The organism is Haloarcula halobia, assembly GCF_029338255.1.
Taxonomy (GTDB): domain Archaea; phylum Halobacteriota; class Halobacteria; order Halobacteriales; family Haloarculaceae; genus Haloarcula; species Haloarcula halobia.
Window position 1 is genome coordinate 691,887 of record NZ_CP119787.1, and the last position, 19,078, is coordinate 710,964.

The window sequence follows — 19,078 nt, forward strand, 5'->3', positions numbered from 1 at the left end:
GACGTTTAGAGCGGTGTGCGAAACTACCACCTCACGACGGTCTGGGGCATCCCCATCCGGGTGAACATCTCGCTGCTCGTCTTCCTGCCGGTGCTCGCGTGGATCATCGGAAGCGGGGCCCAGATCTCGGTGTACGCGGGACTCGTCGGGACGTTGACTGGCGTCGACCTGGACGTGGCCCGCCTGATGGCCGGCCGGACCCCCTGGCTCATCGGGAGCGCGGCCGCAGTCGGCCTCTTTGCCAGCGTCGCCGTCCACGAGCTGGGCCACTCGTGGATGGCGATGCGGTACGACCTCGAGGTCGAGTCCATCACGCTGTGGATTCTCGGGGGTCTCGCGAGCCTGAAGACGATGCCCCGCGAGTGGAACCGCGAGTTCTGGATCGCCGTCGCCGGCCCGGTGACGAGCATCCTCGTCGGGTTCGTCTGTTACGGCGCGGTGCTCGTCCTCCCCGCCAGCGCGCAGGTGACGACGTTCGTCGTGGGCTGGCTGGCGGTCACGAACCTCTTTCTCGCGGTGTTCAACATGCTGCCCGCGTTCCCGATGGACGGTGGGCGGGTCCTCCGGGCACTGCTCGCTCGCACCCGTCCCTACGCCGCGGCGACGCGCCTGGCCGCCCGCATCGGCACCGGCTTTGCCGTGCTCTTTGCCGTCGTCGGCGTCCTCTCGTTCTCGCCGATGTTGCTCCTGCTCGCGCTGTTCGTCTACGGCGCGGCCACCGGCGAGTCACGGACCGTGGCGCTCTCGGACCTGCTCGAGGGGCTCTCCGTCAGCGACGTCGCCCGGCCCGCGTCCGCGACCGTCGAGGCCGACGCCACCGTCGAGGAGCTGGTCGACCGGATGTTCGCCCACCGCTCGACCGAGTTCACCGTCGTCCGGGACGGCGAGGCGGTCGGCGTCGTCACCATCGACGACTTCCGGACGCTCTCGAGGGCCGAACGCGAGGCCGACACCGTCGCCGACCTGATGGAGACGGACCTCCCGCGCTTCGCCGCCGACATGAGCGCGTTCGACGCGCTGGTCGCGCTCGACGGCTCGGCGGCGAGCGCGGCGCTCGTCGACAGTATCGAGGGGACCCGCGTCGTCTCCCGGGCCGACTTCGCCTCCGCGATGGAGATGCGTCGCCTGGTTGGGGCGCCGTCGCCGTTCTAGCCGCGGTCCCACACGACGGCTCCGGCGACGACGCCGAGCAGCGACAGCACGGACAGCGCCAGGTGGAGCTCGCCGAACCAGAACGGCGTCCACGGGGCGACGGCCCGGAGGCCGACCAGCGCGAGCGAGAGGCCGGGGACGCCCCCGACGGCCGGGTCGAGCGTGCTCGTGAGGTTGTCGATGTCGGCGGCGTCGGTCCCGTACAGCACGCCGCCGACGCGCTCGCCCTCGGGCAGGCGCTCGGCCTCGTATGGAATCGGCGAGTCGGTCGGCGTCCCCGTGCTCCAGACGACTGCGCCGCCCGGGGTCACCTCGAAGATGCGCTTGTTCAGCGTGTCCGTGACGAGCGTGTTCCCGTTGTCCAGCCGATCGGCGTCGCGGGGCCAGTAGAGGTCGATGCCGCCCGCGCGGGTCAGGACCCAGGCGGGCTCCCAGCGGCCGTCGTCGGTCCGGTGGAGCTCGACCACGCGGTGGTTGTCCGAGTCGGCCACGAGGACCGCCCCGTCGCCGAGCCACTGGGGGTTGTGCTGGTGGTCGAGAATCTCGGGGTTCCCACACCGGATGTCGCCGTCGCCGTCGAAGTCGGCCAGTTGCTCGCCGCGGTCCTGACAGGCGCCGTCGTTCCCGCCCCGGTCCGCGTTGACGACCTCGACGACGCCCGCGTCGCGCTCGACGAGTAGTATCTGGTTGGCGTTGCGGACCGAGACGAGGTAGTGGGTCCCGTTGACGGCGTCGACGTCGTTGATGTGCAACCAGTCACGGCGGGTCGGGTCCGGCGGTGCGTCGTAGAACGACGAGGCGTTCCACTGCCAGGTTATCTCGGGGTCGCCGGACTCGACGCCCCGGACGGTGAAGACCCGCTCGTGTTCCATGTCCGAGAGCAGGTACTCCCCGGAGTCCAGTTGCTCGACGTCGTGGATCTCGCTGTTCTCCCCGGTCCGGACCGGGATGGCGTACTCGCCGACGACGGCCGGCCCGCCCGCGGCGTCGGGGTCGATGATGCGGAAGCCGGTCTTGGTACAGGGCGGCCAGTAGGGCTCGCAGTCGGACTCGTAGCCCCATTGCATGAACCCCGCGAGGACGGTGCCGTCGGGGAGCATCGTCACGTCGAAGTAGCTGTCGGCGCCGTCCTCGCGCCAGGCGATCGTCCCGTCCTCGACGAGGTAGACGCTCCCCTTCTCGTGCCACCCGAAACCGCCGCCCTGTGACCCGACGAGGGTGGTCTCGCCACCGGCGCCGACGCCACGGTCCGGCGCCGTCGCGGCCCCGACGCCCAGCGTCAGTCCGAGGAGGAGGAGGCTGCCGGCGACCAGGACGACACCGCGGGCGTGGCGCTCCATCGGACTGCTCTCGGCGGACTGCGGAAAAAAGCGTTCCGACGTCGGGGCGATAGTTACAAACCGCGGGCCGCCGCAGTCCCCGACGATGCAGTCGGGACTCGCCGACGCGTTCACCTCGGTCGCTGGCTCTGACCCGCTGGTCCTGGGACTCTTCGGCGGCCTGTTCATCGCCGCGCTGAACCTCCTGGGTGCCTCGCTGGTGCTCGTCTGGCGGGACCCCTCAGAGCGCGCGCTCGACGGAGCGCTCGGGTTCGCCGCGGGCGTGATGCTCGCCGCGGCGTTCACGAGCCTCATCCTGCCCGGCATCGAGGTATACTCCGACGGGAACCCGGTACCGACGCTCCTCGGCGTGGCCCTGGGGGCGCTCTTTCTCGACCAGGCCGACCGGTTTCTCCCCCACGCCCACTACCTGCTGTCGGGACGCAAGCGCTCCGACGCGGCGAACCCCTCGGAGACGCTCGCCGTCGCCGACGAGCGACTGGCCGGCGTCGTCCTGTTCATCCTCGCCATCACCCTCCACAACATGCCGGAGGGGCTGGCCGTCGGCGTCGCGTTCGGGGCGGCCGCCGGGGACCCAGCGCAACTGGGCGGCGCGCTCTCCTTGATGCTCGCTATCGGCATCCAGAACGTCCCCGAGGGACTCGCCGTCTCGGTGGCCGCCATCAACGCCGGCCTGGACCGGCGGCTCTACGCCGTCGTCGCGGGGCTCCGGGCCGGCGTCGTCGAGATCCCGCTCGCCGTCCTCGGAGCTGTCGCCGTCACGCTCGTCGCCCCGCTGTTGCCCTACGCCATGGGATTTGCGGCGGGGGCGATGCTCTTTGTCATCTCCGACGAGATCATCCCCGAGACGCACCGGGGCGGCCACGAACGCGTGGCGACGCTGGGGCTCATGCTCGGCGCTATCGTCATGCTGTATCTGGACATCTCGCTGGCCGGTTAGCCGTCGTAGGGCCAGTTGGGGTCCCGGTCCAGTCCATCGGGGTCGGCACAGCTGTCGGCCTCGTCGGGGGTACACCCGCCGTACTGCTCGAAGTTCTCGCGTGCCGTCGCAAGCGAGACGTGGTTGGTGTCGCTCACGTAGTCCTCGTCGCCGAACTGTATCGGGTCGTCCATCCAGTGACAGACCGGACAGACCTCGTAGGACCCGGGTGCCCCCTCCGGCAGCGTCCGGTACCCACAGCACGGACAGTAGCCCAGTTCCCGCGCCGCCGGATTCCCGGGCGTGTGGGTGGCCATCGACTGTGGTATGCGTGGCCACGCCAATGAATGGTTCGGTCGGTGACGTGTGACGGCGTCAGTCGGACTGGGCGGCCTCGACCTTCCCGGCGTACGTCTCGAGCTCCGCCGCGAGTTCGCGGGCCTGGGCCGCCGAGAGCGTCACCGTGTCGGCGTGGGGTTCGACGTGTTCGATGTCGGTGTTGTCCAGCTCCACCTGGAGCTCGACGTGGTCTGGGTCCGTCCGTGGGGCGGTGACGTTGAGCACCGCGAGTGCCTCCTCCTCGAAGCCGTGACCCTCGATTACGCCGTCGAGCAGGTCGAACGTCGTGTACGCGTTGACCTTCATGATGCGGTCGACCATGCCCGGTGGTTGGCGGGTCAGGCAGGTAACGGCTGCGTTCCGGGACGACCGTCGGCCCCGGCCGGCGACCAGGGGCGTTCGTTCCAGTACATCCGGCCAGACCGCTATCGACCGGCGGCTACCGACGACCGGCTCGCCACGTACAGCGAGTACGTGAGTATCGCGAACCCGACGGCCGTGAGCGCACTCTCGGCGACCAGCGCCGTCCCCGTGTCAACGGCGAGCAGCTGGTCCGCGATACCCGCCGACAGCGACCCGGCGGTGACCGTCCCGAATCCGACGGCCAGCCACCGCAACGGCCGCGTCGACGTCTTGACCGCCGCGGTGGCGGCGACGTAGGTGACCAGGCCGGCCAGCAGGAGCGTTACCGTCTTGAGTACGACGACGAGTGGCGTGATGGCTGTGTCATAGTTCCTCGCTGATGCGCGACCAGAGTCGCGCCAGCCGTTCGTCCGGCGACTCGCCGTCCCGGACGACGTCGACCGCGAACGGGTCGTCGCCGTCGACGGCGACGAAGACCCCCGAACAGTCCCGAACGTAGGTGGTCTCGTGGTGGCCGTCGGACCGGACCGCCGTCCGCTCGTCGACGAGTGCGGCCTCGCTCAGCTGCTGGAGCTTCCGGTACGTGCTCGTCTGTGGCAGGTCACAGTCCGCCGCGACGGCTTTGGCTGGCCGGGGCTCGTCCAGCGCCGTGAGGATGGCCCGGCAGTCCGGGTCGGCGAGGGCTTCGAACACCGCTTGTCGGTCTATCGACGCGTCGTCTGACACTGCGGGGGACCTCCGTTCGGGGTTGTGGGCGGGGGGCGTCGGTGAACTTCGCCTGCGGTCGGTTTCAAACCACCGGTCGGGAGCGCTGTCGACAGCCGGCGGCCGGACGACGTAGCACACCTGCCCGCTTTCCAGATTCTGGAAATCACCGGGACCTTTTGCTATCCAGGCACCGACATCTGAGACGATGCGAGCGCCCTCCACCCGCAGACAGTTCGTCGCTTGCACCGCCCTCGCCGGACTCGGCGCCGCCGCCGGTTGTCTCTCGACCGACGGGACGGCGTCTGCCTCGGACGATGGTCCGGACCAGACCGACTCGGCGACCCCCGACCCGACGACGACACCGCCCTCGGACCTCGAGGCCTGGCTGGCCGACGCCACCGGCTACGACGGCGACCGGGCGCGGTACGGCCCCGGGGACCAGTCGACGGTCGCCGTCGGCGAACCCTTCGGCGACGACTACGCCTTCTACCCCGCCGTCGTGGAAGTCGCCCCGATGACGCGAGTCCGCTGGGAGTGGACCGGCCACGGCGGCCAGCACAACGTCGTCGCGCTCGACGGGACCTTCGACAGCGGCCGGACGAACGCCCAGTCGGGCACCAGCTACGACTACATCTTCGACGAGACCGGCGTCTACCCCTACGTCTCCGAACCCCGCCGGGACGAGGGGATGCGAGGGGCAGTGGTCGTCCGCGAACCGCCGACGACGGGCTACCCGGCGGTCGACGAGTGGCTGGCGAGCGTCGGGAACTTCGACGGGACCGTCACCGACCGGACCGACGCCGAGACGACCACCGTGACCACCGGTGCCGAGGGCAACGGCGGCCACTTCGCGTTCACCCCACCGGTGCTGAAAGTCGAGGTCGGTACCACCGTCCGCTGGGAGTGGACCGGCCACGGCGGCGGCCACAACGTCGCCTTCGAGGACGCGGACATCGAATCCGACGACATCCTCCCGGAGCCGGGCGTCCACTTCGAGCACACCTTCGAGTCGTCGGGGTCGTACCTGTACTCCTGTCTCCCCCACAAGGCGCTGGGGATGCGCGGAGCCGTCGTCGTCGAGTAACTCGCCGTGGATGTCGGTCCCGAAAGCCGGCGACCGGCACCCCCTCCACGGCGAGGCCCCGTCGCGGAGCGCACGGCTCACCCCGGGCCCTCGAACGACGACGCGCCGGTTCGACGCGGGAACTGCTGATACCACAGGAATCCCCCGGCGTTGTGACAAACCAGCCACCGAACAGCCGTAGAATCGATTTACTGGAAGGTATAAATCGGATAACGGGGTTCTGTAGACGTTCGTTTACTCTATTGGCTGTTTAGAAAACGAATGCGGAACACTTACCCGTGTGGCCGGCCCAGGTATAGTTGCAATGGCAAACGGTAAGGTTGATTTCTTCAACGACACAGGCGGTTACGGTTTCATTTCGACTGAGGACGCGGACGATGACGTTTTCTTCCACATGGAGGACGTTGGCGGACCGGACCTCGAAGAAGGACAGGACGTCGATTTCGACATCGAACAGGCCCCCAAGGGCCCGCGCGCGACGAACGTCGTTCGCAACTAACGCCGAGTTCCACCGTCGTCGTCCGACGACGCGGTACGACTCGATTCTTTCGGACGTGAACGCCCCGTAGCGAACGCTGCGTGGCTCTCCCGTTCGTGTGACGTCAGTTCCCGAGCACTTGCTGGACCCCCATCGCACGTCGCGTCCTGCTGGTTACCGTCGCCACAGAGTCCGCTCTGGACCCGCTGGACCCGACGCGACCCCGGCCGTTACTGCCCGTCGCCGAAGCCGACCTCCTCGGCGTCGGCGGCGGCCCGTTCGATGGCCGACTCGAAGTTGAAGTCCCGGACCACCTCGCCGTCGCGGACGAGTGGTTCCAGCAGCTCGACGGCGTCGGTCGGCGCGTTCCGGTCGGCCAGGCCGATGTGGTGGCCGCCGTCGGCGGTGCGGTAGACGGCCTTCCGGCCGGTGAGCTTCCCGCGCTTTGCCGCCGGTTCGCCGTCGACCTCGACGATGTCGAGCGCGAAATCGAGCGGGTCGGCGTTCGAGACGTAGCTCCCGACGCCGAACCCGTCGGCGACGTCGCGCAGGGCCCGGAGTTCCCGGGGCCCGAGCCCGCCGGAGACGAAGATGTCGATGTCCTCGTGGCCGTGGGCGTCGAGCGTCCAGCGCACCTCGCGGGCGATGTGGCGGAAGTCCCCACGGCGAGAACCGGTCGTGTCCAGGCGGACGCCGGTCAGGTCGTCGACGGTCGCTGCGGCCCGGAGCGCCTCGTCGACCTCGTCGGAGTAGGTGTCGACCAGCGCGACCCGGGGCGTCTCGTCGGGTACGGCCTCGTCGAAGGCCCGCCAGGCGGCCTCCTGCTCGCCGCGACCGAAGCAGATCACGAGCGCGTGGGGCATCGTCCCGCCGGCGCGCCGGCCGACGGCCTCCTCGGCGGCGACGTTCGAGAAGCCGTCCAGGCCGCCCAGCAGGGCCGCCCGCTCGACCATCGTGCCCAGGGCGGGGTGGAGGTGCCGGGAGCCGAAGCTCAGCACCGTCGACTCGGGGGCGGCGTGGCGGACCTCCAGTGCTCGCGTCGCCACCGCCGTCGGGTGCGAGAGGAGACCGAGCAGCGCCGTCTCGAGGCGACAGAACTCCCGGTAGGGCCCCTCGATACGCATGACTGGCCCGCCGTCGAACAGCTGCCCTTCCGGCAGCGCGTCGACGTCGACCGCTCGCCCCTCGAAGAGCGACGCGGCGTCAGGTAGGCCAGCCAGCAGGTCCCACGTCCCTGTCGGGAACTGGTCTGCGGTCACCTCCGCGACGACCGTCGGGTTCTTGCCCGCGTGCTCCAGGGCCTCCATCGTCCGGTCGAAGTACGCGTCGGTCGCCCGCCCCTCGCGAATCGTCTCTGCCGAGACGATGTCGAACTCCTCGCTCATGGGCGGCCTTCGGACGGAGATTCAAAAAGACGCCCGGTCGACGGCGGAGACGGACGGCCCTGGTGCGCCGTCGTCGCGGGGCCGACGAGCGCGTGCTCATACTGCCGGCTGTAAGTTCGTAACAATTCTCGGCACCCCAGGGTGCCGAGTATTTGCTAAATGTTACAGCCGGCAGTATCAGTCGCCGGCGACGATGCGGTCCGAGCGCGGTACGTCGGCCGCCTCGACTAGCGCCTCGCAGATTGCGCTCTTGCGGTGTTCGACCTGGAGGTGGACGTAGACGTCGTTCGTGGACTTTGCTGTCTCCCCGCAGAGGGGGCAGGTCGGCGACGATGTCGTGGTTTCTGTCATAGCTTCTCTGTAGATGCCGCTGTCGCCCGCCGGCCCGGAGCGGGAACCGTGGTCCCGGACCCGACTGGGTGACCGTGTTTCGACGTCAGAATCTTGTTGACTCGAATACAAGAAACTGTCTATGAGCCGACCGTAGTGCTATGGACCGGTCCGGACCGCTCGATACCTGCCCCTCAGCCGACGGGCCGGTGAATCGCCTCGAGGTCGGCCGTCGTCGGCCCGTTGACGACGCGGACGGTCTTCCCACGGCGGACCACCCGGAAGGCGTCGGCGAAGGGGTCGCCCTCGGGGACGACGTAGACGTCGGCCCGCGGACTGGTGGCCCCGCGCTCCTCGACGAGGATGGCCCGGTAGGCCGCGGCGAACTCGCGGGCGTCTTCCTCGGTGTCCCACCTCGTCGTCCAGACGTAGCCGAACTCGTCGTCCCCGTTCCGGTACGGGACGACCGTATCGCCGCCCCAGCCGGCCGATATCTCGCTGTCGTAGCTGTACCTGTCACCGCTGGTCTGGTTGTTGTGGTACATCGTCGCGAAGATGGATGCCTCGCCGACGGTGTCGCCAACCGGTTCGTGGTCGAAACGCTCCCACTCGTCGGTCGACCGGTCGCGGACCGTCACCTCGACCGGTTTCTCGCCGGGGTACTTCTCGGGGTGGAGCACCTGCTCGCTGCTGTCCGGGAAGTCGTCGTGGAGCGCGTCGACGGCGTCCCAGCCCCCGCGCTGGCGGACCTGGTGGACGAACGTCGGCCCGGTGACGTAGGGCTGGAAGACGACGGTGAACAGGCCGGCGTTCACGCTGCCCCCGCCGCCCCCGCCGCTCCGTTCGGGCCGGTCGATACAGTCCCACTCGTCCTCACAGCGCCGCTCGTAGCGGGCCCGGACGTAGTTGGCCTCGCCCTCGACGACCCCCTGGCGGGCCAGTTGCGTGTCCTGGGTGTCGGCGGACCCGTTCAGGCCGAACTGCTGGTCCTGCAGGGCGTGGACCAGCTCGTGAGACAGCGTCGCGCGGTCGATGTGGGGCGTCTCGGTGGGGCTGACGATGACGATGCGGTCCTCGCCCGACGAGTAAAAGCCCTGGACCGTCGTCGAGAAGGTGTCGTCGATGGCCTCGCTGCTGCCCGCGTCCTCGCCGATGAGGACGAGCGCCTCCCACACCTGGTCGTTCCAGGGGTCCGCTGGTGGGCCGGCGGCGCTCCCGTTCCCGCGCGAGCGGTTGCGGTACTCCGCCCGCGAGACGACCTCGACTGGGACCGGGTCGGTGAACTCCCGCTCGCGGATCTGCTCGATCCGGGCCATCGTCCGCGCGACGACGGCCTCCCGTTCGCTCTCGTTGAGGCCGTCCTCGGTCGTCACCGACACCGGGTCGTCGTACCAGTAGCCGGCCTCCCACCCCAGCGTGTCGCCGCCGGGCGGGGCGTCGGGGTGGTCCGGCCCACCCAGGACGGGCCCGCCCTCGAACACCGGCGCGCTGCAGCCGGCGATGACCACGACCAGCGCCACCAGGACGGTCCTACGCATCGTGAACCTCCTCCAGTTCGTCCTCGGTCGGCGCGTTCACGACGGTCACCGTCCGGCCGTCGACGCGAATCGAGACGGCGTCCGCGAACGGGCTGGCTTCCTCGACGACCCAGACTCCGTCGGCCGTCGCCTCGCCGCCCCAGTGGCCGACGACCCGTTCCCAGGCGGCGGCGAACGTACGGGCCTCTGACTCCGTCGTCCAGACCGTCTTCCAGACGTAGGCCGTCTCGGCGCCGCTGGCGTAGACGTGCATGCGACCCCCGCGCCACCCCCGCGTCGCCGGCAGGTCGTAGTTGTACGGGTCCGTCCTGTCGACCGCCCCGTTCTCGTAGTTCACCACGTCGGCGCGCCGGACGACGGCGCTCTCGTTGTAGTCGTCGGTCAGCGTGTACGCGAGCGAGGCGGTGATGGCCGAGGGACCGACGACGGCGTAGTCCGGGCGCCCGTCGGGCCGGACCCGCGTCCACTCGCCGCTCGAGCGGTCGGCCAGGTCGACCGACTCGGCCCGCCACGCCGGATACTTACTCGGGTCGATGACCTCGGCAGCGCTGTCGGGGACGTCGTCGTAGGCGTCGTTCACCGCCGCCCACCCGCCGCGCTCGCGGAGCGTCGCGACCAGGCCCGGCCCGTCGCTGTACGGGAAGTACTCCAGGACGTTCAGGCCGAAGTGCCGGGCGCCACCGCCGCCACGCGCGGGCCGTTCGAGACAGTCCCACGGCCCCCCGCAACGCTCGGCGTAGCGCGCGCCGACCGTCGTGGCGTCGCCCTCGAGGAGGCCGTTCCGGCCCTGCACGGCGTCGCGGGTCCGCGCGTCGCTCGCGAGGTCGACGTGCTGGTCCTGCAGGGCGTGGACGAGCTCGTGGGCGAGCGTCCGTTCGCTGAGCCGGGGCGTCTCCGTCTCCGTGACGAGGACGATGGCGCTCGCCGACGGGCTGTAATAGCCCAGCACGCTGGCGCCGAACTGGCGGTCCTGGGCGGCGATGGCGTCGCGGTCCTCGCCGACGAGGAACAGCGCCTCGAACTTCGCGTTGTCGAACCGGCCGAGCGTCTCGTCGGCGCTCCCGCCCGACCGGTTGCGGTACGCGGCGCGCGAGACGACCCGCACCGGGACCGACTCCTCGAACTCGAGGTCCCGAATCGTCTCGACGCGCGCCATCGTCCGCGCGACGACGGCGGCACGTTCCGTCTCGTTGAGCCCGTCGTCTGTCGTCACCGCCAGCGACTCGTTGGCCCAGTAGCCCGCCTCCCAGCCCAGGCGGTCCGTCTCGGGGTCCGGCCGGGGGTCGTCGCTTTCCGGCGCCGTCCCATTCTTCGCTTCGGTGGCTGTCGCCGCCGTCTCGGTTTCCACGTCGAGGACGAACGTCTCCGGCGTCGGCGTCCCCGTCGCGGTCCGCTGGGTCGCCCCGTCGCTGGTCGAGGGCGATCCGGGCGCCTGACACCCGGCGAGTACGAGCGCGAGCGCACAGAGGGCGGCGGCGAGAGGCAGGCGGCGCATCTACCCTCTCAACGGGCAGCGCGGGGAAAAGTCACACGGGACAACCTTGGTAGGGCTCCCCACCCTACGGTCGCGTATGCGCTTCGACCCAGACAGCACCGCGCTCATCGTCGTCGACATGCAGAACGGCTTCTGTCACCCCGACGGTAGCCTCTATGCCCCGCCAAGCGAGGACGCCATCGGGCCCGTCACCGACCTGGTCGAGCGAGCACGGGCGGCCGACGCGTCGGTCGTGTTCACCCGCGACGTCCACCCGCCCGAGCAGTTCGACGACGCCCACTACTACGACGAGTTCGAGCGCTGGGGCGAGCACGTCCTCGAGGGCTCTCGGGAGGCCCAGCTCGTCGACGAGCTCGTCCCGCGCGAGGACGAGCTGGTCGTCGAGAAACACACCTACGACGCCTTCTACCGGACCCAACTGGAGGGGTGGCTCGACACCCACGCTATCGACGACCTGGTCGTCTGCGGGACGCTCGCGAACGTCTGTGTCCTGCACACGGCCTCCAGCGCCGGCCTCCGCGACTTCCGGCCCGTCCTGGTCGAGGACGCCGTCGGCTTCATCGAACCCGACCACCGCGAGTACGCCCTCGAGCACGCCGACTGGCTGTTCGGCGAGGTGACCGAGCGCGAGCGCGTCGCCTTCGCCTGACCGCTACTCGATACGGACCCGGACGCGCTCCCCGACGGCCAGGTCGACGCCCTCGCCGACGAGTTTCACGCCGGCGTCGTCCCGGGAGCAGAACAGCGCCAGCCCGGTCACCGGGTCGCCGTTCGCCAGCACGGTCACGTCGTCCCAGGCGACCGTCCGTCCCTCGGGGACGCCCACGCGCCGACCAGCCAGGCCGACCGGCCGGTCCCGTCCACGCTCGCCCGAACCGAGCACCCCGCCCCGCTCGTAGTGTGGGAGTCCGCCGTCGAGGACGCCGCCCGCCCCCTCGGCGACCCCCACGAACCGCTCGCCCGGCGCCGGATGGACCGGCCGGTCGAGGCGTGCCCACGTCTCCCCGGCCTCGACGACGGTCCCGGTGCCGTCCCATGCCAGGGGCTCGACGTCGACGCCGACGTCGACGGGCAGCGACCCCGCCGCCCGGTAGGGATTCGCGTCGTGCTCGCGAAAGCCCAGGTGGACGTGGTTCGGGACCCAGGGGGCGAAGAAGCCGGCCCGCACCAGCTCGCCCAGGTCATCGCCGACGGCTACCCTCTCACCTGCCTCGACGCTCGGCGCGACGTGGAGCAGGCGCGCGACGTACCCGCCGGTGTCGACCAGAATCAGGTAGTCGTGCTCGGCGGCGTAGGGCTGGGGCGGTGCTCTGACCTGTCGCGTCTCGATCACCACGCCGGCGACCGGTGAGGGCGCCCGACTGCCAGCCGGATACAGGTCTATCGCACACCCCTCGTCGTGGGCTGCGAACGGCGAGTTGTACAGCGAGAACCGGTAGTAGCGGTACAATACGTCCCCGGGAACCGTGACCATCGGTGGCGATTCGGCTCGCACCGGCATGTGGCTGTCGCCCGAGGGTTCAAATACGAGGCCGGGACCAGACCCGCCGTGCGCTGACCGCCGCCGCGGCGGGGGCAGCGGGTGTGCGACACGTCCCGTCGCGGCCGCCGTGTGTCGCCTGTTCGCACTCTGTGACCGACAGGAGGGTTTTGTCCGCCCGGCCCCAAGCGGTGCCATGCGACTCCTCCGGGGCCGGGCCGACGACCACGAGCGCGACTACGGGCGGACGCGCGAGCTGGTCGCCCGCGTCGACGAGGACCGTGAGCCCGCGCTCCGGGTCTGGACCCCCCACCGCCAGGTCGCCTTCGGCCGCCGGGACCGCCGCGCCGAGGGGTACGACCGCGCCCGGGCGGCCGCCACGGAACGGGGCTACGCCGTCCTCGAGCGCGAGGTGGGCGGCCGTGCCGTCGCCTACACCGGCACCACCGTCGCGCTCGCGCTCGCGGAACCGACCGCCGACGGCCGGGACAGCATTCTGGCCCGGTACGACCGCGTGACCGACGCCGTCCGCCGGGCACTCCGGGCCCTCGGCGTCGACGCCCGTGACGGCGAACCGCCCGACGCCTTCTGCCCGGGCACGCACTCGCTCCAGGCCGGCGGCAAGCTCGTCGGCCTCGCCCAGCGGGTCCGCCAGTCCGTCGCGCTCACCGCCGGCGTCGTCGTGGTCCGGGACCACGAGGCACTCGCCGCCGTGCTCGACCCGGTGTACGCGGCGCTCGACGTTCCCTTCGACCCGAAATCTGTGGGCAGCGTCGCCTCCGCCGGCGGCGACGACGACCCCGAGACGGTCCGCCGTACACTTGAGGACGCGCTCGTCGGCGGGGCGACGCCACGCACCGAGCGTATCCGAGACACTTAGGGGCGCCCCCGGCCGACCTGGAGGTATGCTCATCCGCAACGCGACGCTCGCCGACGGCCGCCAGCGCGACGTCCTGGTGCGTGGCGAGACCATCGCCGAGGTCGGACGCGACCTCTCGCCCGTAGACGAGGCGGTCATCGAGGCGACGGGCAAGCGCCTGGTTCCCGGTATGATCGACGTCCACGTCCACTTCCGCCAGCCGGGGTACCCCCACAAGGAGACCTGGACATCGGGTTCGCGGGCCGCCGCGGCCGGCGGCGTGACAACCGTCGTCGACCAGCCCAACACCGACCCGCCGACGGTCGACGGCGAGGCTTTCGATCGGAAGGCCGAGTTCGCCGCCGACTCGCTGGTCGACTGGGGGATAAACGGCGGCGTCACCGCCGACTGGGCGCCCGAGGACCTCCTCGAGCGACGACTCTTTGCCCTCGGCGAGGTGTTCCTGGCGGACTCGACCGGCGACATGGGGATCGAGGCCGACCTCTTCGAGGACGCGCTCGCGGCCGCCACCGAGCGCGACGTCACGGTGACAGTCCACGCGGAGGACGCCGACTACTTCAACCAGGACGCGACGGCCCGCGACGACGCCGACGCCTGGAGCGCCTACCGGACCGCCGAGGCCGAGGCCGAGGCGGTCGAGCGGGCCTGCCGGGTCGCGACCGACCACGACGCGACCATCCACATCGCCCACACGTCGACGCCGGAGGGCATCGACATCGCCGCCGACGCCGGAATGACCACCGAGGTGACGCCCCACCACCTCCTGCTGTCCCGGCGCGACCTCTCGGAGCTTGGGACCTTCGGCCGGATGAACCCGCCGTTGCGCCGTGAGAAGCGCCGGCAGGAGGTGTACGACCGGGTCGCCGACGGCACCGTCGACATGATCGCGACGGACCACGCACCCCACACCCGCGCGGAGAAAGACGCCAGCATCTGGGACGCCCCGTCGGGGGTCCCCGGCGTCGAGACGGCGCTCCCGCTCCTGCTGGCCGAGGCGGCCGACCCCGACACGCCACTCACCTACGAGCGGGTTCGGGACCTCACGGCCGCGAACCCGGCCGCGGTGTTCGACGTCCCCCAGAAGGGCACCGTCGAACCCGGGAACGACGCCGACCTCGTGCTCGTCGACACCACCGAGACGACCGAGGTTCGCGCGGCCGAACGCCACACGGACTGCGGGTGGACGCCCTTCGAGGGCTTCGAGGCGGCGTTCCCCGAGTGGACGATGGTCCGCGGGACGGTCGTCTACGAGCGCGACCCCGAGGGAGACGTCTTCTACGACCACCGGGGCGAGAACGTCCGGGACGCCGACGCGGAACTGCTGGAGTAGGTCCTCGGCGCGACCTCACTACGCCCGTCGCCGTCGCGCCCGCTCGAGACGGGCGGCCGGAATCGGCCGGACGACGCTGAAGTAGGTCCGATAACAGAGAATCCCGACGCCGAGTCCGGCCATCGACGCCAGCAGCACCGACTCCATCGGGTCCGGGCCGAAGACGTAGCCACCGGCCAGTATCGCCGTTCCCACCACGACGACGAGCGCGACGCCCCGGCCGAATTTGGATCCCGGGAGTCGATCGGTGACTCCCTGTTCTTCGGCGTAGACGACCACGACGGTGACGACCGCGAACAGGGCCGCGAGCGGCCACGATACGCCGTCGTCGACGTGCAGCCACACCTGCGCGAGGCCGAGACAGGCGACGAACCCGTCGGTGAGGAGGACTTTCGTGCGGGGGTCCATCGGTCCGACTTCGGACGACCGACGCATAACGGTGACGAGGCTATCGATGGCTCACTTCTCGTCGACGCCGAACTCGTGGCCGCACTCGGGACACGACACCTCGTCGTGGCGCAGTGCCGCGGAGTGTTCGCGGACCTCGCGCATCACGGTCGAGATGCGGTCCTCGGCGTCCATCTCGTCCTCGACGGCGAGGTCCACGCCCTCGACCTCCAGCAGGAACTTCGCCACCTCGGTGGCCTCGTACATCACGTCGTCCAGTTCCTCGGCGGTGAAGAAGTCACACATCGCGCCGTACAGGAAGGTGGCACCGGCCTTCCGGACCTTCTCCTCGAAGGCGGCCCGGGCCTGGTTGACCGCCTGCGGCGTGTACGTGTCGGTCATGAACGGGACCAGTTCGGGGAGGTTCTCGCCGATCTTGGTCATCTCGACGCCGGTCTCGGTCCGGAAGTCCGCACACAGGCGGGCGATGGCCCACTCCCGGGCGGTGATGTAGGTCCGCTCGCGGAGGAACTCGTTGGCCCGGTCGTAGGTCCCGCCCTCGATCTTCTTGAACCGGTCGTACTTCCGGACGTCCGGCGGCAGGTCCGGGTCGGCTGCGGCCGCCTCGCCGGCGTCGGTCGCACCGTCGTCGCCCCCCTCGGGGTCGTGGGGCTGGACCACCCGGGTGGGCTCCTCGCTCGTCGCGTCTCTCTCCGACTCGTCGGTCGGTGCGCCCTCGGTCATAGCCGTCTCTGTGTGCCCGTGGCTGTAAAACGTGTCGCCGGCGGCGTGTGTCCCCGTGCCGGGTCAGGTGGCTTTTTGAGCGGCCGTGGCCATACGCCTGATATGAAGATAGTGCTCGGTGTGGGCGGGAGCGAGCTGTCTTACCACGCCCTGGACGAGACGATCGAGCGGGCCGACGAGGCCGGTGACGACCTGACGATAGCGATATTCGACAGCGAGGAGGTGGAGACGACACTCGAGGAGATACAGGAGCGCGTCGAGGAGCGCCTGGCGGCGTCCGGCTTCGACGCCGACGTCCGCCACATAGAGAGCGACCAGCCGGGTGGTGCACTGGTGGAACTGGCCGAGAGCGAGGGCTTCGACCGAATCGTGCTCGGCGGGGGGAAGCGCTCGCCGCTCGGCAAGATCCAGCTGGGCTCTATCGTGGAGTTCGTCCTCCTGAACGCACAGACGCCGGTGACGTTGATTCGATGACGCTCGACTACCCGGAGGAGCCGGCGGGCGAGTTCCCGCCCCCTCCACGGACGCTGACGGATCGCGAGGGCCGCGAGCTAACCTACGCGGTGGCGGACGAGGACGATCGCGAGACGCTGGTGGCGATGTACCTGGAGTTCGACCCGGCCGACAGGGCGCAGGGGATTCCCCCGGTCAAGGAGGACGCCATCCGCGACTGGCTCGACTCGATACTCGCGTCCGACTGTCTCAACGTCGTCGCCCGACACGACGGCGACGCCGTCGGCCACACGACGCTGGTCCCCGACCGCCACGGACAGAACGAACTGGCCATCTTCGTCCACCAGGACTACCAGGGGGCCGGCATCGGCACCGAACTGGTCAAGACGCTCCTGGGGCTGGGCCAGGAACACGGCATCGAGGAGGTGTGGCTCACCGTCGAGCGCTGGAACGACCCCGCCATCGCGCTGTACCGGAAAGTCGGGTTCGAGACCAACAACTCCGAGCGCTTCGAGCTCGAGATGACGATACGGATCTAGACCGACAGGACGGGCTGGCTGGCGTACTCGAGGACGTACTGGGCGGCCCGGCCGATGGCCTCCTCGCCGCCCCGCTCGCGCGGGACGACGACGAAGTCGGCCTCGATGTCCTCCGCGACGTCGAGCACGACGCTGCCGGGCGTCTGCAACAGGCGCCCCTCCGAGAACGCCGTGGCAGTCGACGTCGTCAGCGCGCCGTCGGCGTGGTCGAAGGTCTCGCGGACGTGGTGCGTGAACGACCGGTGGTCCTCGGCGATCTCCGCGGGGTCAACCCGGCCGGCGTCGATGTCCCGGCGCAGGCGTTCGTCGAGGACGAACAGCACGTGCAGGTCGGCCCCGTAGCGCTCTGCGACCGCGATGGCGTACTCGGTGGCCCGCTCTGACTGCTGGCTACCGTCGACCGGGACGAGCACGAGGTCGATGTCCATCACCAACGTCTCGGACCGGCCTGCTCAAAAAGCCACCGAGGTGCGGGCCCGGAACGGGCGGCTTTTTGGTGGTCCCGGCGCTAGGCCGGCGTATGTTCGATACGGTGGTCATCGCGACCGACGGCTCGGGGAGCGCCCGGCGGGCCGTCGAGGCCGCGCTCGACCTCGCCGCGCGGTTCGACGCGACCGTCCACGCGCTCTATGTCGTCGACGAGCACGAGGTCGAAACCACGCCCGAGGAGGTTCGCGAGGCCCTCGAGCGCGCGCTGGCGACGACCGGCGGGCGCGCCCTCTCGTTTGTTCTCGAAGCGGCCGAAGACGAGAGCGACGAGGAGCTCGTCACGGCCGTCCGTCAGGGGGACCCGGCGACCGAGATCGTCGCCTACGCCGAGGAGCACGACGCGGACGTCGTGGCCACCGGGACACGGGGCCGCCACGGCGAGCACGCGTTCCTGCTGGGGAGCGTCGCCGAGCAGATCGTCCGCCGGGCGCCGATGCCCGTCCTCACCGTCCGCCAGCTCGATGGCGAACCAAACGCCGAGCGCCAGGGGACGTAGGAACCCGACGGATTCTTGCCGGTGCCGGTGCTTGCAGGCGCATGGACGATTATCTCATCGACGACGAGCGCCTCTCGCTGGGCCGCAAGTCGGTCCTCCCCGGCGAGGGCTTTTTCTTCCCCGACTCCTTCGAGGAGGAGCAGGCAGAGGCCGAGGCCCGCGAGACGCTCGAGGGTGCCGGCGTGGTGGTCATCGCGGACCCCGACGCCGACGGCCTGGCCTGTACCGCACTGATTCGCGAGGCACACGGCGAGGGGGCCCTGCTGCCCGCCGGCCCGCACGACCTGCAGGAGGCGCTGGCCTGGACGGCCGAGTACGCCGAGTCCGACGCGACCGTCTTCGTCTGTGACCTCTGTCCCGACAGCGAGTCCGACCTGGGCGCGCTCGAGGACCTCGTCGAGGCCGTCGCGCGCGTGGTCTGGTTCGACCACCACCAGTGGACCGACGACCTGGGCGCGCTCGTCGACCGCGCCGGCGTCGAGCGGACCGTCGGGGACAGCGAGGCGGTCTGCACGGCGGACGTGGCGCTGGCGGAACTCGACCACGAGTTCGACGAGCGGTACGCCGACCTCGCTGCCGTGACCCGGGACCACGACCTCTGGATCCGCGAGGACCCGCGCAGCGACGACCTGGCGGACTACTCCTACTGGGCGGAACCCGAGGAGTACATCGAGACCGTCACCGAACACGGCCCCGACCTCTCGCCCGAGGTCCAGGAGTTCCTCGCCGAGAAGCGCGTCGAGAAGGAGGCGCTCATCGAGAAGGCCGTCGACCGTGCGGAGCTGCGCGAGGTCGGCGAGTGGACCGTGGGTGTCACCTACGGCCGCTGTTCACAGAACGAGGTCGCCGAGGCCCTGCGCGAGCAGGGGGCCGACGCCGCCGTCATCGTCAAGCCCGCCGGCTCGGCCTCCATCCGGGGCACCGAGAACTTCGAGCGCGCTCACGAGGTGGCACAGCAGGTCAACGGCGGCGGTCACCCGAAAGCCGCGGGCTGTAAACCGGACATCTACGACGACATGCTGGACTACGCCCACCACTGGACGACGCAGGGCGCGGTGGCGAAACAGGCCATCGTGGACGCGTTCGAGCGGTTGCCCGACGAGGACGACGAGGGCGTCGACACCGAGCGGTAGTGCGATCGCGAGCGCC

The 19,078-nt window shown here is 70.3% G+C and carries 24 protein-coding genes; 11 read left to right on the plus strand and 13 right to left on the minus strand.

Annotated features, from left to right (window positions below; genetic code table 11):
* Positions 1–15 precede the first annotated feature (15 nt).
* Positions 16–1,152: a site-2 protease family protein gene (locus tag P1K88_RS03660; protein ID WP_276412636.1), complete on the plus strand. Its 1,137-nt coding sequence runs from the start codon at positions 16–18 to the stop codon at positions 1,150–1,152.
* Here P1K88_RS03660 and P1K88_RS03665 read toward each other — a convergent pair.
* Positions 1,149–2,492, minus strand: a complete 1,344-nt coding sequence (locus P1K88_RS03665) for an aryl-sulfate sulfotransferase (RefSeq protein ID WP_276412638.1) — start codon at positions 2,490–2,492, stop codon at positions 1,149–1,151. The genes P1K88_RS03660 and P1K88_RS03665 overlap by 4 nt on opposite strands.
* Before the next feature lie 85 nt (positions 2,493–2,577).
* Between P1K88_RS03665 and P1K88_RS03670 the strand changes: the two genes are divergently transcribed.
* On the plus strand, positions 2,578–3,432 hold the full coding sequence (locus P1K88_RS03670; RefSeq protein ID WP_276412640.1) for a ZIP family metal transporter: 855 nt from the start codon (positions 2,578–2,580) through the stop codon (positions 3,430–3,432).
* On the opposite strand, the gene P1K88_RS03675 is transcribed toward P1K88_RS03670, so the two are convergent.
* From P1K88_RS03675 to P1K88_RS03690, 4 genes are all read right to left on the minus strand, one after another.
* Positions 3,429–3,728 carry a CPCC family cysteine-rich protein gene (locus tag P1K88_RS03675; protein ID WP_276412642.1) on the minus strand — a complete coding sequence of 100 codons (300 nt, stop codon included), beginning with the start codon at positions 3,726–3,728 and terminating at the stop codon, positions 3,429–3,431. The two genes, P1K88_RS03670 and P1K88_RS03675, sit on opposite strands and share 4 nt — an antisense overlap.
* Before the next feature lie 58 nt (positions 3,729–3,786).
* Complete coding sequence (locus P1K88_RS03680; protein WP_276412644.1) at positions 3,787–4,071, minus strand: DUF6360 family protein; 285 nt, start codon at positions 4,069–4,071, stop codon at positions 3,787–3,789.
* 104 nt (positions 4,072–4,175) lie between these two features.
* Positions 4,176–4,469 (minus strand): DUF7521 family protein, encoded by a 294-nt coding sequence (locus P1K88_RS03685; protein WP_276414113.1) that lies wholly within the window; start codon positions 4,467–4,469, stop codon positions 4,176–4,178.
* Positions 4,470–4,476: 7 nt separating this feature from the next.
* Positions 4,477–4,839, minus strand: coding sequence for a winged helix-turn-helix domain-containing protein (locus P1K88_RS03690; protein ID WP_276412646.1), 363 nt, complete (start codon positions 4,837–4,839; stop codon positions 4,477–4,479).
* A 187-nt stretch (positions 4,840–5,026) separates the two neighbouring features.
* On the opposite strand from P1K88_RS03690, the gene P1K88_RS03695 reads away from it, so the two are divergent.
* Both P1K88_RS03695 and P1K88_RS03700 read left to right on the plus strand, forming a co-directional pair.
* Positions 5,027–5,905 (plus strand): halocyanin domain-containing protein, encoded by an 879-nt coding sequence (locus tag P1K88_RS03695; protein ID WP_276412648.1) that lies wholly within the window; start codon positions 5,027–5,029, stop codon positions 5,903–5,905.
* A gap of 304 nt (positions 5,906–6,209) precedes the next feature.
* Positions 6,210–6,404 (plus strand): cold-shock protein, encoded by a 195-nt coding sequence (locus P1K88_RS03700; protein ID WP_276276025.1) that lies wholly within the window; start codon positions 6,210–6,212, stop codon positions 6,402–6,404.
* A gap of 209 nt (positions 6,405–6,613) precedes the next feature.
* Here the strand turns inward: P1K88_RS03700 and P1K88_RS03705 are convergent, their stop codons facing one another.
* The 4 genes from P1K88_RS03705 to P1K88_RS03720 all read right to left on the minus strand — a co-directional run bounded on the left by P1K88_RS03705 (position 6,614) and on the right by P1K88_RS03720 (position 11,131).
* Positions 6,614–7,768 carry a nicotinate phosphoribosyltransferase gene (locus tag P1K88_RS03705; protein ID WP_276412650.1) on the minus strand — a complete coding sequence of 385 codons (1,155 nt, stop codon included), beginning with the start codon at positions 7,766–7,768 and terminating at the stop codon, positions 6,614–6,616.
* 177 nt (positions 7,769–7,945) lie between these two features.
* Positions 7,946–8,119 (minus strand): hypothetical protein, encoded by a 174-nt coding sequence (locus P1K88_RS03710; protein ID WP_276412652.1) that lies wholly within the window; start codon positions 8,117–8,119, stop codon positions 7,946–7,948.
* A 173-nt stretch (positions 8,120–8,292) separates the two neighbouring features.
* Complete coding sequence (locus tag P1K88_RS03715) at positions 8,293–9,636, minus strand: Hvo_1808 family surface protein (protein ID WP_276412653.1); 1,344 nt, start codon at positions 9,634–9,636, stop codon at positions 8,293–8,295.
* Entirely contained in the window at positions 9,629–11,131 is a 1,503-nt protein-coding gene (locus P1K88_RS03720) for an Hvo_1808 family surface protein (protein WP_276412654.1), read from the minus strand. The genes P1K88_RS03715 and P1K88_RS03720 overlap by 8 nt, the downstream gene beginning before the upstream one ends.
* A 76-nt stretch (positions 11,132–11,207) precedes the next feature.
* Between P1K88_RS03720 and P1K88_RS03725 the strand changes: the two genes are divergently transcribed.
* Positions 11,208–11,780, plus strand: coding sequence for a cysteine hydrolase family protein (locus P1K88_RS03725; protein WP_276412656.1), 573 nt, complete (start codon positions 11,208–11,210; stop codon positions 11,778–11,780).
* A gap of 3 nt (positions 11,781–11,783) precedes the next feature.
* Here the strand turns inward: P1K88_RS03725 and P1K88_RS03730 are convergent, their stop codons facing one another.
* On the minus strand, positions 11,784–12,605 hold the full coding sequence (locus P1K88_RS03730; protein ID WP_276412657.1) for a DUF8155 domain-containing protein: 822 nt from the start codon (positions 12,603–12,605) through the stop codon (positions 11,784–11,786).
* Positions 12,606–12,807: 202 nt separating this feature from the next.
* Between P1K88_RS03730 and P1K88_RS03735 the strand changes: the two genes are divergently transcribed.
* Positions 12,808–13,491 (plus strand): lipoate--protein ligase family protein, encoded by a 684-nt coding sequence (locus P1K88_RS03735; protein ID WP_276412658.1) that lies wholly within the window; start codon positions 12,808–12,810, stop codon positions 13,489–13,491.
* A 25-nt stretch (positions 13,492–13,516) separates the two neighbouring features.
* Positions 13,517–14,821, plus strand: coding sequence for a dihydroorotase (locus P1K88_RS03740; protein WP_276412659.1), 1,305 nt, complete (start codon positions 13,517–13,519; stop codon positions 14,819–14,821).
* An 18-nt stretch (positions 14,822–14,839) separates the two neighbouring features.
* Here the strand turns inward: P1K88_RS03740 and P1K88_RS03745 are convergent, their stop codons facing one another.
* Together P1K88_RS03745 and P1K88_RS03750 are read right to left on the minus strand one after the other, a co-directional pair.
* Entirely contained in the window at positions 14,840–15,229 is a 390-nt protein-coding gene (locus P1K88_RS03745; RefSeq protein ID WP_276412661.1) for a hypothetical protein, read from the minus strand.
* 51 nt (positions 15,230–15,280) lie between these two features.
* Positions 15,281–15,952, minus strand: coding sequence for a DUF5806 family protein (locus tag P1K88_RS03750; RefSeq protein ID WP_276412663.1), 672 nt, complete (start codon positions 15,950–15,952; stop codon positions 15,281–15,283).
* A 102-nt stretch (positions 15,953–16,054) separates the two neighbouring features.
* Here P1K88_RS03750 and P1K88_RS03755 point away from each other — a divergent pair, with 102 nt between their 5' ends.
* Positions 16,055–16,426: a universal stress protein gene (locus P1K88_RS03755; protein ID WP_276412664.1), complete on the plus strand. Its 372-nt coding sequence runs from the start codon at positions 16,055–16,057 to the stop codon at positions 16,424–16,426.
* Positions 16,423–16,944, plus strand: coding sequence for a GNAT family N-acetyltransferase (locus tag P1K88_RS03760; RefSeq protein WP_276412665.1), 522 nt, complete (start codon positions 16,423–16,425; stop codon positions 16,942–16,944). The genes P1K88_RS03755 and P1K88_RS03760 overlap by 4 nt, the downstream gene beginning before the upstream one ends.
* Here the strand turns inward: P1K88_RS03760 and P1K88_RS03765 are convergent.
* Entirely contained in the window at positions 16,941–17,372 is a 432-nt protein-coding gene (locus tag P1K88_RS03765; RefSeq protein WP_276412667.1) for a universal stress protein, read from the minus strand. The two genes, P1K88_RS03760 and P1K88_RS03765, sit on opposite strands and share 4 nt — an antisense overlap.
* A gap of 92 nt (positions 17,373–17,464) precedes the next feature.
* Between P1K88_RS03765 and P1K88_RS03770 the strand changes: the two genes are divergently transcribed.
* Positions 17,465–17,929 (plus strand): universal stress protein, encoded by a 465-nt coding sequence (locus tag P1K88_RS03770; protein ID WP_276412669.1) that lies wholly within the window; start codon positions 17,465–17,467, stop codon positions 17,927–17,929.
* Positions 17,930–17,970: 41 nt separating this feature from the next.
* Positions 17,971–19,062 carry a DHH family phosphoesterase gene (locus tag P1K88_RS03775; protein ID WP_276412670.1) on the plus strand — a complete coding sequence of 364 codons (1,092 nt, stop codon included), beginning with the start codon at positions 17,971–17,973 and terminating at the stop codon, positions 19,060–19,062.
* Positions 19,063–19,078: the final 16 nt, after the last annotated feature.